Raw genomic sequence first — 12,727 nt, 5'->3', positions numbered from 1 at the left:
TCAGTGTTCCTCGCCCACTTCTTCGCCCAAGTAGGCGGCCTGCACACCCGCATCGGCCCGCACCGCCACAGGCGTGTCGCTCGCAATCACTTGCCCGTTGACCATCACGGTGAGGTGGTCGGCCAGCGTGAACACGGCGTCCATGTCGTGCTCTACCAGCAAGATGGCGTGGTCTTTTTTGAGGCGCAGCAGCAGCTGCACCATGCGCTCGGCCTCGGCTTGGCCCATGCCCGCCAGCGGCTCGTCGAGCAGCAGCACCCGGGGCTCGGTGGCCAAGGTCATGGCGATTTCGAGCTGGCGTTGCTCGCCGTGGCTGGTGGCCCCGGCTTGGGCGTGGCGGCGGTCTTGCAGCCCGGCCAGTTCCATGGCACGTTCGGCCCGAGCATTCACCGCCTGCATCCGGGCCGCAGCCTGCAACCAACCGAGCGGGTTGAAGGGCGAGGGCTGCACACGCGATTGCGCGGCCAGGCGCACGTTGTCCCACACGCTGAAGGTGCTGAAAATGTTGGTCTTTTGGTAGCTTCGGCCCAGGCCGTGGCGCGAAATTTTTTCGGGCGTCCAGCCGCTGATGGGGTGCTCGCCCAAGGTGATGCTGCCACTGGTGGGGGGCAGGTCGCCGGAGAGCAGGTTGGTCAGTGTGGACTTGCCTGCGCCGTTGGGTCCGATGACGGCATGGATGTGGCCCAGCCACAAATCCAGCGAGACGTCGTTGACCGCCGCCAAGCCGCCAAAGCGTTTGGTCAAGGCGCGTGCGGACAACAAAACTTGGCGATCAGTCATGGTCTGCCTCCTTGGCCGTTTTGCTGCCAAAAGCCCGGTTGATCAACCCCAAAATGCCCTGAGGGGCAAAGATGATCAGCGCCACGATGAACAGGCCCATCCACATCTGCCAGTGTTTGCCCGTTTTGAAGCCGCCCAGGTCGGGCAAGTCTTTGAAGACATGCAGCAAATATTCAAAGCTGAAGGCCCCCACAATGGCCCCCGCAAAATTGCCCATGCCGCCCAAAATCACCATCATGATGGCGTGTGCACTCATGTGGAAACCCATGAGCTCGGGGTTCACAAAACCGGTTTGCGCGGCCCACAAATAACCCGCCAAGCCTGCCAAGGCCCCAGCCAGTGTGAAGGCCGCCAGCTTGTGGCTGAAGGTGTTGAAGCCCAAGGCCCGCATGCGGTGCTCGTTCACCCGGATGCCCGACAGCGCCCGGCCAAACGGGCTCCAAAGCAGGCGGCGCAAGAACACATACACCGCCAGCAAACAGGCCAGCGTGAAGTAATAAAACACGCGCTTGTTTTCCAGATCGATGACGCCCGCATCGGGGCGGAAGTTCAGGAACAAACCGTCCGAGCCGCCCAGCGCCTTGTTGTCAAAGAAGATGAAAAAGATCATTTGCGCAAAGGCCATGGTCACCATGATGAAGTAGATGCCGTGCGTGCGCACCACCAAAAAGCCGATGAGCAAAGCCGCCAGAGCGGCCCCACCCACGGCCAGCGGCAAGCTGGTGAACAAGCTGATGGGCTCGTTTTGCGGCGTGACAAAAGCCAACACATAACCGGCCAGGCCAAAGTAGGCGGCATGGCCGAGCGAGACCAGGCCGGTGACGCCTTGCAGCAAATCAAGGCTCATGGCCAAGATGGCCAGGATCATCATGCGCACGACCATGGCCGTGTAAAAGTCGGTCCCCACAAAGGGGAAAGCGGCGAGCGCCAAAAAGCCCAGCACCATCACCAGCTGGATGCTGCGGGGCAGGGTTTCGAGGTGGATTTGGGGCGTGCTCATGTTCTTTTCTTTTTCATTGCTTGAACAAGCCTTCGGGTTTGTACAGCAGCACGGCCGCCATCAGCACATACACCAGCATGCCCGAGGCTTGGGGCAGCAGCACCTTGCCAAAGGTGTCGACGAGGCCGACCAGGAGTGCGGCGATCAAGGCGCCGCGCACCGAGCCGATGCCGCCAATGACCACCACCACAAAGCACATGATCAAAACTTGAGAGCCCATGTTGGGGTAGACGCTCGACACGGGGGCGGCGATCATGCCGGCAATCGACGCCAAACCAATGCCCAAAGCGAACACCACCGAGTGGATCAGTTGGATGTTGACACCCAGCGATTCGGTCATTTCGCGGTTGAAGGCACCGGCACGGATCTTCATCCCTAAGCGGGTTTTGGAAATGAGCCAATACAAGCCCAAAGCCAGCACCAAGCACACACCCGACATGAACAGGCGGTACACGGGGTAGGACAGGTTTTCGGTCAAAGGAATGGAGGCGGCCAACAACTCGGGCACAGGCAGGCCATGCACATCGTCGCCCCAAATCATGGAGCGCAGCTCTTCAAACACGTAAATCAGGCCAAACGTGAGCAGCACTTGGTCCAAGTGGTCACGGTGGTAAAAGTGGCGAAACAGCAAACGCTCGATGAGCAGACCAAAGGCCACCGACAACGCCGTGCCCACCACAATGGCCAGCGTGAAGCTGCCCAGTTGCGCAGCCAGTGACCAAGCCAGGTAAGCCCCCAGCATGTAAAAGCTGCCGTGCGCCAAATTCACCACGCCCATGATGCCGAAGATCAGCGTCAGGCCTGCCGCCAGCATGAACAGCAGCAGCCCGTACTGGAAGCTGTTGAGCAGCTGGATCAAAAAATTCACAAAGTCCATCGGTGGTCACACTTGGCATGGAGGAGGGCAGCCGCAAGCCCCAAGCCCTTGGGTCAGGGCACGATTGAAAACGGCGGACCGAAATCCGCCGTGGCACGGCTTGAAAGCGCACAACTGCGGGGCATGCCCTGCAGCTGTGCGCCTGCAGTTTACATGCGGCAGCCTGCGCCTGAATCGGCCAAAGCCTTGGCGGCAACGCCGATGACTTTGTTCTCTTTGTTCGAGACTTCGCGCAGGTAGATGTCCTGCACCGGGTTGTGCGACTTGCTCATGGTCCACTTGCCACGGGGGCTGTCGATCACCGCCACTTCCATGGCCTTGATCATGTTGGCCTTCTGGCTGACATCGCCCTTGACCGCATTGGCGCCTTGCACCAGCAGCAAGCCCGTGTCGTAGCCTTGCACGGCGTACACATCGGGTTGCATTTTGAAAGTCTTGGCGTAGTTCAGGCGGAAGTCTTTGTTGCGCTTGGTCTCGATGCCGTCACCGTAGTGCAAGGTTGTCAAAACCCCGTCGGCGGCTGGGCCTGCGGCGTCCAGCACGCCTTCGGTCAGGAAGCCTGAGCCGTACAGCGGAATCTTGCCCTTGAGGCCTGCGGCCGCATAGTCCTTGAGAAATTTGGCAGCGCCACCGCCTGCGAAGAAGCAGGCCACCGCGTCGGGCTTGAGTGCGGCGATTTCAGTCAGCAGCGCCTGGAATTCGACGTTGGGGAAGGGCAGGCCGAGTTCTTTGACAATGGTGCCACCGGCTTTGGTGTAGCTCTCTTTGAAGCCCTCATAGGCTTCGTCCCCTGCCGCGTATTTCCAGGTGATCCAGACCGCCTTTTTGTGGCCGCGTTTGACCATGGCCTCGCCCAGTGCCATGGTGGGCTGGCTGTTGGAGAAGCTGGTGCGGAACACATTGGGGGCGCATTGGGCGCGGGTGGCGATGTGCACGCCGGCGTTGGGGATCAAGTTGATCACGCCGCTTTCGCGGGCCACGCGGTGGATGCCCATTTGCACACCCGAGTGGACCGTGCCAATGAGTACATCGACTTTGTCGCGCTGCACCAATTTGTTGGCGTTTTCGATGGCTTTGGAGGGCTCGGACTCGTCGTCGACTTTGAACCACTCGATCTCGCGGCCACCCAGCTTGCCACCTTGCTCGTTGATGGCCATGCGCACGCCGTTCTCGATGGCCACACCCAGTTGGGCAAAAGTGCCGGTGTAAGGCAGCATGAAGCCCACACGGATTTTGCCGCTTTGGGCTTGGGCGCTTTGCGGCACCAACAAACCGGTGGAAGAGGCGCCAAGCAGTGCAGCGCCTTGGGTCAATACGGAACGTCGTGAAGTCATACAGGTCTCCAAGGGAAATGAGGCGGGTGCCCAGAAAAGCACTCGCTTCATTATGGGGCACCCGAGCGGCAGATTTCCTAGGGGAAATCATGGGGGGTTCCAAGGCCATCTCCCATCGAAAAAGGATGTGTTGCGCGCCTCAGTGCTGCCCACGCTCATCATGGGTCGCGCGCGCTTGGCCTCTGGCCAAAGGCCCTGACACCAACAAAAGCAGGGTGCCAATTTTGGATAAAAAAAACCCGCCGGGTCGGCGGGTTGTGCGCTGGGTGGCGGCGTTCAAAAAGAATACTTGAAACCCAGTGAAAACACATTGGCCTTGTTTTGCCGGTCGCGGCCCACGGTGCCGTCCAATTGCAGGCCTTCGGCGATCTCGGTTTTGGCCCCGAATTGAAGGGTCGGTTTGCCGCCTTCGTCGCCAAAGATTTCAACGTGCGGGGTGACAACGCCCACTTCACGTTCAAAGGCCACGCCCCAGCTGTTGAAACTTTTCTCGTCCTTGGGGTTGTGCCGTGTCAAGTTGACGTGCACAGAACCCAGAGCCGAATTGCAGGTCAGGATGCCGACCAAGAAGGGGCTGCTGCCCACCGATTTTTCATGGACAGAGCCCAAGGTGCTGGCCACATTGCAGCCATTTTCTTGGCTGGGTGTGATGCGCCATTTGGCTTGGATGGCTTGCTCGGCATGGCCTTGTCGGCGTGCTTTGGCGTAGCTGACGCCGATCTCCACACCTTCGATGGGTGCAAATGCGGGGGCCACGTTCCAAGTGTCGACTTTGTCACTGTCGCGGGAGACCCAGACTTCCACTTGTCCCGCGCCTTTTTCATTGACGTTGGCGTCGTCCACCGCCAAAGGGCGGCCGGCCTGGGCCTGAGCGACCCACAGGCAAAGGGTCAAGGCAGTGAGGGCAGCGAGAGGGTTTGGTATGGATTTTTTCATGGTGGCGCGTGTGATCAGTTGACTTCGAATTTGTTGACCTCGTGGCGCGTGGCGTCGGCGATTTTCGACAGCTCCATCACCGTGGCCGTGATCTCTTCAGACGCTGCTGCATTGCTGCGCGCAATGGCGTCGAGGCTGGTGATGTTGGAGTTGATTTGCTCGACCGCCATGCTTTGCTGCTCCAGGGCGGAGGAGATGCGGTGCAACATGTTGTCGGTTTCGACCGAGCCTTGCTCGATCTGGTGCATGCCATGGTTGACCTGTTTGACGGTGGCCACAGCGCGTTGGGTTTCTGCCACCGCTTCTTGCACCAAGCGCGCGATTTCTTGCGAGCTTTCGGCGCTGTTGGCGGCCAGCTTGCCCACCTCTTCGGCCACCACCGAGAAGCCTTTGCCGTGCTCGCCTGCGCGGGCCGCTTCGATGGCCGCGTTGAGGGACAGCAGGTTGGTTTTGTTGGCGATTTTTTCAATGACTTCGGTGATCTTGTTGATCTTTTCCGAGTTCGATGCGATGGCGCTGACCACTTCCACCATTTGCTCCATCTGGACCATGCCCTCGCGCATGATGCTCATGGATTCTTGGGACTTCTGGCTCGCGATCGTGGTGTTGCGCGAGACATCGCTCACCGCATCGGTGGTTTGGCGCACGGCAGAGGCCAGTTGCGAGATCGCATGGGTCTGGTTTTGTGCGCCGTCGGAAATCTGGCCTATCGCTTGGCTGGTTTCGTTGGCCGCCGCAGCCACCTGCTGGCTGTTGGTGTTGATGACGCGCATGGCCATCGACAGGGCTTCCAGCGAGCGGTTGATGTTGTCTTTGAGGGTGGCCAATTCGCCTTGGCCTTGGGCATGAACCCGCTGAGTGAGGTTGCCATTGGCCACCTGTTGGAGCACGCCCGAGACATCGCCCAACATGTTGTCCAAAGCCTGCATGGCGTTGGTGGCTTGCGTCATGGCGGCTTTGTATTCGCCCTGTGCATCGGCCTGAACACGGGCTGAGAAATGGCCTTTTTCCAGCGCCGTCATGACCTGAATCAGGCTGCGGGTGGTGTTTTGGATGGCATCGGCCGAGGTGTTGACGGCTTTCTTCATCTCGCCCAAGTCGCCCTTGAGGTCGGCGTGGATGCGCGGTGTGAAATTGCCCACAGCCAAAGCGGTGACCACTTGGTTGACTTCCCCCACAGCCGATTGCTGCGAGGCGATCATGCGGTTGATGGCGTCGGCCGTTCGTCCGACCTCGTCATCTTGTGCCACATCGATGCGCACAGAAAAGTTGCCGGTTTTTTCAATCGTGCCCACCGCCTCTTGCACTTTGGCCAAAGGTTGCGTGATGGAGCGGATGATCGACATGGCCAACCACAAGCCACCGAGCAGACCGGCGATGATCATGCCAATGGTCAGGTTGCGGTTGAACTCGTAAGCGCTTTCTGCCAGCAGGTACTCGCTGTTGGCTTCGGTCAGTTGGGCTTCGATGAATTCGGACAGGTGTTCAATCAGCTCCTCCACCGCCGGGTAGAGTTGTTTGTCGGAAAAGGACGCCAAATCAGCGCGCTCTTGGTCTTGGTACAGGGTGTTGAGTTGGTCCAGCAGCGTGTTGACTTTGTCGAATGAAGCTTCGATCGTGGCCACCAGTTTTTTCTCTTCACCCACAAAATCGTCGGTGGGGTGAGCGGCCCATTTGTCTTTGACCGTTTGGCGCGCTTTGGCCAGGTCTTTCTGGGCATCTTCCCAAGACATCTGGCGTGAGCGGACTTTCATCGCGCCGTCCAGGACGTGCAGGGTGTATTGGTCAGAGATGATCTTCAGGTCACGCAAATGGACCAGGTGGTCTGTGTTGACAAAGTTAAAGCTGGCAATGGCTTGTGTCATGCCACGCAGCCCCACCACACCCACCACCACCGAAACCAAGCTGATGCAAATCACCAGCAAGAACAGACGAAGAGAGACGGAAAGATTTTTCAGCATGACCACAAATCCCACAATTAATTTCTGACATTCTAACCAGATATTGTTGTTATTAATTAATTTATAGCTTGCTATATGATAATTCTATATATTAAAAAATAATCAACAAAAATTCCATGTGCGTGCTATGGATGTAATTTGTTAAACCTCTGATATCTTGCCTTAAATTTGCGCACTCCTGTTGAACTGGCGCACGCCCAGTTCGTCCATTTGCCTTTGCTCGTAGCGCAGGACATCTTTGGCCACCGCTTTGGCGTCTTGTTCAGCCAAGGATGCCATTTTGTGGAGCTCGATTTCCGCCAATACCCGTTTTTTGCGCATTTGACTCAAGGTGGCTTGGGCTTTGCTCAAATCCAGCACCACACGCTGTTGCAAGGTGAGCAGTTGGGCCATGAATTGGCGGTGGTTCATGCTCGCTTGCATGCCCATGACCGGGGCGGTCTGTTGATTTTCCTGCAGGCGGTATTCGTCATACAGGCTGCACAGCCGGGCGTGACTGGCTTGCAGTTGTTCCACCCGAGCCATGGCATGGGCGATGTCGGACTGGGCTTCGTTGACCGCGTCTTGGGCTTTGCGAACCAGGACGGGCCAGCAGTTTCGAGCTTGTCTCATGGGGAGGCCTTGGGGGAGGGGTTAGACCGACATCAGGGTTTGGACTTCGTGGCGCGTGGCGGCAACGTCCTGACCGGTGTGCATGTCTTGTTGCAGAAAGTGTTCCATCGATGTGCGCAAGCGGATGGCATGGTCCAAGTCGGGGTTGCTGCCCGCTTCGTACGCCCCCACTTGGATCAGGTCTTGGTTTTGTTGGTAGAGCGACCACAGGCGCCGGAACCGGTTGGCCAATTTTTGGTCTTCGGGCGAGAGCAGGTTTTGCATGACCCGAGAGATCGAGCCGTTGAGGTCGATGGCCGGGTAGTGCGCCGCATCGGCCAGTTTGCGTGACAACATCACCTGGCCATCGAGTGAGGCGCGAGCGATGTCCACAATCGGGTCGTTGGCGTCGTCGCCCTCGGCCAGCACGGTGTAGATGGCGGTGATGGAGCCCACACCGTGGCGGCCGACACCGGCGCGCTCGATCAGGTTGGGCAGCAGGGCAAACACCGAGGGCGGATACCCTTTGGCGGTGGGTGGCTCGCCCACGGCCAAACCAATCTCGCGTTGCGCGTGGGCCACGCGTGTCAGGCTGTCCACCAGCATCAAGACGTTTTTGCCCTGATCCCGGAAGTACTCGGCAATCACGTGCGTCATGTGGGTGGCTTTGAGGCGCAGCACAGGGGACTCGTTGGCCGGGGCGGCAACCAAGACCGACTTGGCCAGACCCACAGGCCCCAACGATTCTTCGATGAAGGCTTGCACCTCGCGGCCGCGTTCGCCAATCAGGCCAATGACCACCACGTCGGCTTCGGTGAAGCGGGTCATCATGCCCAGCAACACGCTTTTGCCGACACCTGAGCCCGCCACCAGGCCCAAGCGCTGACCGCGACCGATGGTCAACATGCCGTTGATGGCTTTGACGCCCACGTCCAAAATTTCCCGAATCGGGCCCCGCTCCATCGGGTTGATGGGGCGCCCTTGCAGGCTGAGCACATCGGTGCAGACCGGGGCAGGGCGGCCGTCCAAGGGTTGCCCCCGTCCGTCCAAGACGCGGCCGAGCAATTCAGGCCCCAAAGCGACTTGCGAGGTGTGGCTGAGCACCGAGACTTTGGCGCCCGGCCCAATGCCTTGGGGTTCGGTGAAGGGCAAAAGGTAGAGCGTGTCGTCGTTGAAACCCACCACCTCGGCTTCGACCCGATGGCCAAACTGCCCCACCACCTCGCAGCAAGCGCCCAGTGGCGCCATGAGACCGCGTGTTTCCAAGCGCATGCCCACCAGGCGGACCAAGGTGCCATTGCGTTGGGGCTCGGGCGCGTGCAGCTCACCGATCAGTTGGCTGACTTCGGCATCAAAGTTCATCGGAGGTGTCGCTCACAGTGGGGGGGGATGGCGGCTTGATGTCGGAGTCTTCGATGTCTTCGACATCGGGCACCTGGCGGCTCCAGTCGCGGCTGGGGGTGTCGGCGGGCAGGGCTTCGGCGCGGTCTTTGACCAGGGCCGATTGCTGCATCCAGGCTTCGGGCTGGGCCAGCAAACGCCGGGCCAAGGGCTCCAAGCGGTGTTCAATCAGGTCTTGCACCACCGAGTCCTGTACCCGCACGCGCACACTGCCTGGGCGCAGCAGGGCGTCGGCTTCCAGCTGCATGTGGTCGGTGACCGACTTGCCCATCTCTTTGAGCCGTTGCAGGTCTTCGGGGTTCACGCTCACGTGCACGGGCTCCACGGCATGGTCCAGTTGCTGAATGCACGCTTGCACCAGGTTGTGAATGGCTTGACCCGAGAGCTGCAGTTCAGCCCGCACCAACTGTTCTGCCAGATGCAAAGACAAGCGTTTGAGGGGTTCGAAAAACCGCTGCGGGTCTTGGCTGATGCTGCGCAGCTCGATGCCCAAGTGGCGCACCAACTCGCGCTCTTGGCTGCGCTCTCGCTCATGCGCTTCGCGCACCTGGGCTTGGCCGTCGAGCAGACCGCGTTGGTAGGCTTCGTCGCGCAGGGCCGCCAGGGCGGATTCGCTCCATGGCGATTCGGATTCGGCCGCACCCGAGTCGGCTTCGCCAGCGCAGGCGTCGGCGTTGGCGGGAGGGTCTGACGGTTCGGTTTCGGTGCTCACCAGCGCTTGTGTCAAGCCTTCCGTGGGTTCGATTTTTTCGGCCACACGCCAGGGACCAAAGGAGCGGGCCGAGGCCTCGTCCCATTGGGTGCGCAAAAAGCGGGGGGCTTGCACCTTGCTGTTGAGCAAGGGGTTGATGCTCCAGACCGCAGGCGCTTCGTGCAGGTCAGACAAAGCCATCGCCGCCTCCTGCCAACACCAGTTCGCCCGCATCGGACAGCTTGCGTGCCAGGCGCATGACGTTCTTTTGCGCTTCTTCCACTTCGGTGATGCGCAAAGGGCCTTTGCTTTCCATGTCGTCCACGAACATGACGCGCGCACGGGCCGACATGTTGTCGAGGAATTTGTCCTTGACGAAGTCGGGTGCGCCTTTGAGCGCCACCATCAAGAGGTCGGAGTCGGCCGTTCGCATGATGGCTTGGATGCCGCGGTTGTCCACGCTCACCAGGTTTTCGAAGGTGAACATATTGTCCTGGATGCGTTGCATCAGATCGCCGTCAATTTGCGACAAGCCCGCCATGATGGAGGACTCCAATTCCACCTTCACCGAGTTCATGATCTGGGCGGCGGCTTTGATACCGCCAAAGCTGGACGATTTGGAGGAAGAGTTCGAAGCGAACTGTTTCATCATGATTTGCTCGAGCTCTTCCATGGCCGACGGTTGCACCGTCTCCAAGCTGGCAATGCGCTGGATGATTTCCGGGCGCGATTCACCCGGCAAGAAATTCAGCACGTCGGCCGCCACGGTGTAGTCGAGCACCGACAAGATGATGGCCACCACCTGTGGGTGTTCGCCGCGGATCATCTCGGCAATCGAGCGCGCGTCCATCCATTTCAAAATTTCCAAGCCCTTGCTGCCTTGGCCGGGCATGATGCGGCTGAGCACCGAGGCGGCTTTGTCGTCGCCCAAGGCGCGTTTGAGCACTTTTTCGACATAGTCGCCGGTGCCCAAGCCCAAGCTGGTTTGCTTTTTCAGCAGGGTGACGAACTCGTCCAGCACGATGTTCACCGCTTCTTGGGACAAATCCGACACCGACACCATGGCGGCCCCCAGCGATTGCACTTCTTTCGGGTTCATGAAACGGATGATTTCCGAGGCTTGCTGCTCACCCAGCAGCAGCATCAAAACGGCCGCACGTTGCGTTCCGGTCAGCTCGGCCAATTCCTTGGCCAGCTCCTCGGTCATGGGTATCGGGGCATTCGCCGCAGGGGCTGCAGGCGCGCCTGCTGCTTTGTCATCTGGTTTTTGGGTCGCCATGGTCTGTGTTCCTGGATGAAATTCAATTGACCTTGATCATGCCCTTGAGCACGTTGGCCACACGGCCCGAGTCTTCGGCCACCAGCATGCGGATGAGGGCCACTTTGTCGTCGTAGGTGTTGGCGGTGTCCAGCATGTCCATGGAGATGCTCGACTTCTTGGGCTTGAGCTTGGCCTTGATCTCTTGCAAGCTGTCGCCTTCGCCAATTTGGATCATGCGCATGTCGTCTTCGCTCAGCTCGCCATCGCTGAGCGCAGCCTTGGCTTGCTCGGCCTCTGCCGCATGGTCGGCATAGATGTTGCGCATGATGGGGCGAATCACGATCAGCAAGAACACGATGAAGCTGATGGCCAGCAAGCCGCTCTTGATGCCGGTTTGCACGACATCTTCGAGGTACCACGGGATGGTCTCCAGGCTGGCCGGTGCTTCAAACTTGGCCGGCACCACAGACACGTTGTCGCCGCGCTGTTGGTCAAAACCCACCACACCGCGCACCACTTGCAGCATTTGCTCCAACTCTTGTGGTGTGTAGGCCACCGTGGTGGGGGCATTGGGCACCACGGGCGCATCTTTGGCAGGGGGGGGCGCTGGCCGCTCGTTCACCACCACGGCCACGCTGATCTTCATCACGCCGCCCGTGGCGTTGCGCACATGGCGCACTGTGCGGTCCAGCTCAAAGTTGCGGGTGGAGCGGCTGCTGAGTTTGCTGCCGGATTCAGCTTGGCCTTTGTTGGCATCGGCTGTGGTGTTGTCGGTGGTGGTGGGTGCTGCTGGGGCGGTGTTGGACAAGGACCCTGGCACACCTTCGGCCGACTTGGTGGCAGCGCGGTCTTCGGCCAGCACTTCGGAGCGTGTGCGGGGGCCTTTGTCGCGGTTGTCAAAGTCTTCGGTGGTGCTCTCGATTTGGGTGAAGTCCAGCGACAGGTTCACTTGTGAGCGCACATTGGCTTCGCCCACCATGGGGGCCAAGATTTGCATGATGCGGTTGCGGTAGACCTCTTCGAGCTGCTGTTTGTGCTGCTCTTGCGCCGAGGTCAAGCCCAACTTTTGTTCGGTGGCCGACTCGGTCATGAGTTTGCCCACGTTGTCGACCACGGTCACATGGTCAGGTGACAAGTAAGGGACGCTGGAGGACACCAGGTGAACAATGGCTTGCACTTGCGAGGCCGACACAGCGCGGCCTGGGTAGGGGGCCAAGACCACGGAAGCTTTGGGCGGTGTGCGGTCACGCACGAACACACTTTGTTTGGGCGTGGCCAGGTGCACGCGAGCGCTTTGCACACTCCCAATTTGCATGATGCTGCGGGCCAACTCTTGCTCCATCGCCGCATTGACCTTGACCTGTTCCATGAATTGGCTGGTGGTCATGGACGACTGCTCTTTCAGGCCATCGAGGCCTGTGGCACCCGCCTTGGGCAGACCTTGCGAGGCCAAAAAGATACGCGCTTCGTGAAAGCGGTTGCTGGGCACGGTCAACTGGCCCGTGGCAGGGTCAATCTTGGGGCTGAAGTCGGCGGTCTTGAGTGATTCAAAAGCCTTTTGCTGATCGGCCTCTTGCAGGCCGGGCATGACGGGGCGGTAGGGCACCACGTTCATCCAGGCGTAAATCAAGCCAAAAATCACCACCGCCACCAACATGACGATCAGTGGCAAGACTTTGCGCACCGAGGGCTGGTTGATGACTTGAGAAAAAGATTGAGACAGGCCTTTGGTGCTCCAGGGGCTCAGGCCGGTGCCTGTGGTTTTGCCGTCCTTGTCGGCTGTGCCAGGGACGGTGGCCAAACTGCCGCCGCCTGGGCTGGTGGCGGGTAAGTTGTCAGACCCTTGAGGGGATGTCATCACCCCGGTGTTCATTGTTGCGATTGCTGCAGCCATG

At 59.6% G+C, this 12,727-nt stretch carries 11 protein-coding genes; all 11 read right to left on the bottom strand.

Translation table 11 applies throughout. The features are described 5' to 3' along the window. Positions 1-780, bottom strand: coding sequence for an ABC transporter ATP-binding protein (locus ACHEXK_RS08490; protein WP_416545213.1), 780 nt, complete (start codon positions 778-780; stop codon positions 1-3). Further along, positions 773-1,780 carry a branched-chain amino acid ABC transporter permease gene (locus ACHEXK_RS08485; RefSeq protein WP_416545211.1) on the bottom strand — a complete coding sequence of 336 codons (1,008 nt, stop codon included), beginning with the start codon at positions 1,778-1,780 and terminating at the stop codon, positions 773-775. Before ACHEXK_RS08485 ends, ACHEXK_RS08490 begins: the two co-directional genes overlap by 8 nt. Positions 1,781-1,793: 13 nt before the next feature. After that, the gene (locus tag ACHEXK_RS08480) at positions 1,794-2,657 is read right to left on the bottom strand and encodes a branched-chain amino acid ABC transporter permease (RefSeq protein ID WP_416545209.1); all 864 of its coding nucleotides are present in this window, start codon (positions 2,655-2,657) and stop codon (positions 1,794-1,796) included. Positions 2,658-2,806: 149 nt separating this feature from the next. Beyond that, the gene (locus tag ACHEXK_RS08475; protein ID WP_416545207.1) at positions 2,807-3,991 is read right to left on the bottom strand and encodes an ABC transporter substrate-binding protein; all 1,185 of its coding nucleotides are present in this window, start codon (positions 3,989-3,991) and stop codon (positions 2,807-2,809) included. Positions 3,992-4,267: 276 nt separating this feature from the next. Then, positions 4,268-4,927: a hypothetical protein gene (locus ACHEXK_RS08470; protein ID WP_416545205.1), complete on the bottom strand. Its 660-nt coding sequence runs from the start codon at positions 4,925-4,927 to the stop codon at positions 4,268-4,270. Between the two features lie 14 nt (positions 4,928-4,941). After that, entirely contained in the window at positions 4,942-6,888 is a 1,947-nt protein-coding gene (locus ACHEXK_RS08465; RefSeq protein WP_416545203.1) for a HAMP domain-containing methyl-accepting chemotaxis protein, read from the bottom strand. A gap of 162 nt (positions 6,889-7,050) precedes the next feature. Next, entirely contained in the window at positions 7,051-7,500 is a 450-nt protein-coding gene (gene fliJ / locus ACHEXK_RS08460; protein WP_416545201.1) for a flagellar export protein FliJ, read from the bottom strand. Between the two features lie 21 nt (positions 7,501-7,521). After that, a complete protein-coding gene (locus tag ACHEXK_RS08455) occupies positions 7,522-8,841 on the bottom strand; it encodes a FliI/YscN family ATPase (protein ID WP_416545199.1) in 1,320 nt (439 codons plus the stop codon). After that, positions 8,831-9,772, bottom strand: a complete 942-nt coding sequence (locus tag ACHEXK_RS08450; protein WP_416545197.1) for a FliH/SctL family protein — start codon at positions 9,770-9,772, stop codon at positions 8,831-8,833. The genes ACHEXK_RS08455 and ACHEXK_RS08450 overlap by 11 nt, the downstream gene beginning before the upstream one ends. After that, positions 9,759-10,850 (bottom strand): flagellar motor switch protein FliG, encoded by a 1,092-nt coding sequence (fliG, locus tag ACHEXK_RS08445; protein ID WP_416545195.1) that lies wholly within the window; start codon positions 10,848-10,850, stop codon positions 9,759-9,761. Before fliG ends, ACHEXK_RS08450 begins: the two co-directional genes overlap by 14 nt. A gap of 22 nt (positions 10,851-10,872) precedes the next feature. Beyond that, entirely contained in the window at positions 10,873-12,726 is a 1,854-nt protein-coding gene (fliF, locus tag ACHEXK_RS08440; protein ID WP_416545193.1) for a flagellar basal-body MS-ring/collar protein FliF, read from the bottom strand. Between the last annotated feature and the right edge of the window lies 1 nt (position 12,727).

This window comes from Limnohabitans sp. DCL3 (genome assembly GCF_048019295.1).
Classification (GTDB): Bacteria; Pseudomonadota; Gammaproteobacteria; order Burkholderiales; family Burkholderiaceae_C; genus Limnohabitans_A.
Note: the sequence above shows the minus strand (reverse complement) of the source record. Positions and strands in the feature narration are given on the sequence as shown.

What these genes read in the sequence shown, in the direction of transcription:
- ACHEXK_RS08490 (WP_416545213.1), bottom strand. Translation starts at nt 780, where the DNA reads ATGACTGATCGCCAAGTTTTGTTGTCCGCACGCGCCTTGACCAAACGC.
- ACHEXK_RS08485 (WP_416545211.1), bottom strand. Translation starts at nt 1,780, where the DNA reads ATGAGCACGCCCCAAATCCACCTCGAAACCCTGCCCCGCAGCATCCAG.
- ACHEXK_RS08480 (WP_416545209.1), bottom strand. Translation starts at nt 2,657, where the DNA reads ATGGACTTTGTGAATTTTTTGATCCAGCTGCTCAACAGCTTCCAGTAC.
- ACHEXK_RS08475 (WP_416545207.1), bottom strand. Translation starts at nt 3,991, where the DNA reads ATGACTTCACGACGTTCCGTATTGACCCAAGGCGCTGCACTGCTTGGC.
- ACHEXK_RS08470 (WP_416545205.1), bottom strand. Translation starts at nt 4,927, where the DNA reads ATGAAAAAATCCATACCAAACCCTCTCGCTGCCCTCACTGCCTTGACC.
- ACHEXK_RS08465 (WP_416545203.1), bottom strand. Translation starts at nt 6,888, where the DNA reads ATGCTGAAAAATCTTTCCGTCTCTCTTCGTCTGTTCTTGCTGGTGATT.
- fliJ (WP_416545201.1), bottom strand. Translation starts at nt 7,500, where the DNA reads ATGAGACAAGCTCGAAACTGCTGGCCCGTCCTGGTTCGCAAAGCCCAA.
- ACHEXK_RS08455 (WP_416545199.1), bottom strand. Translation starts at nt 8,841, where the DNA reads ATGAACTTTGATGCCGAAGTCAGCCAACTGATCGGTGAGCTGCACGCG.
- ACHEXK_RS08450 (WP_416545197.1), bottom strand. Translation starts at nt 9,772, where the DNA reads ATGGCTTTGTCTGACCTGCACGAAGCGCCTGCGGTCTGGAGCATCAAC.
- fliG (WP_416545195.1), bottom strand. Translation starts at nt 10,850, where the DNA reads ATGGCGACCCAAAAACCAGATGACAAAGCAGCAGGCGCGCCTGCAGCC.
- fliF (WP_416545193.1), bottom strand. Translation starts at nt 12,726, where the DNA reads ATGGCTGCAGCAATCGCAACAATGAACACCGGGGTGATGACATCCCCT.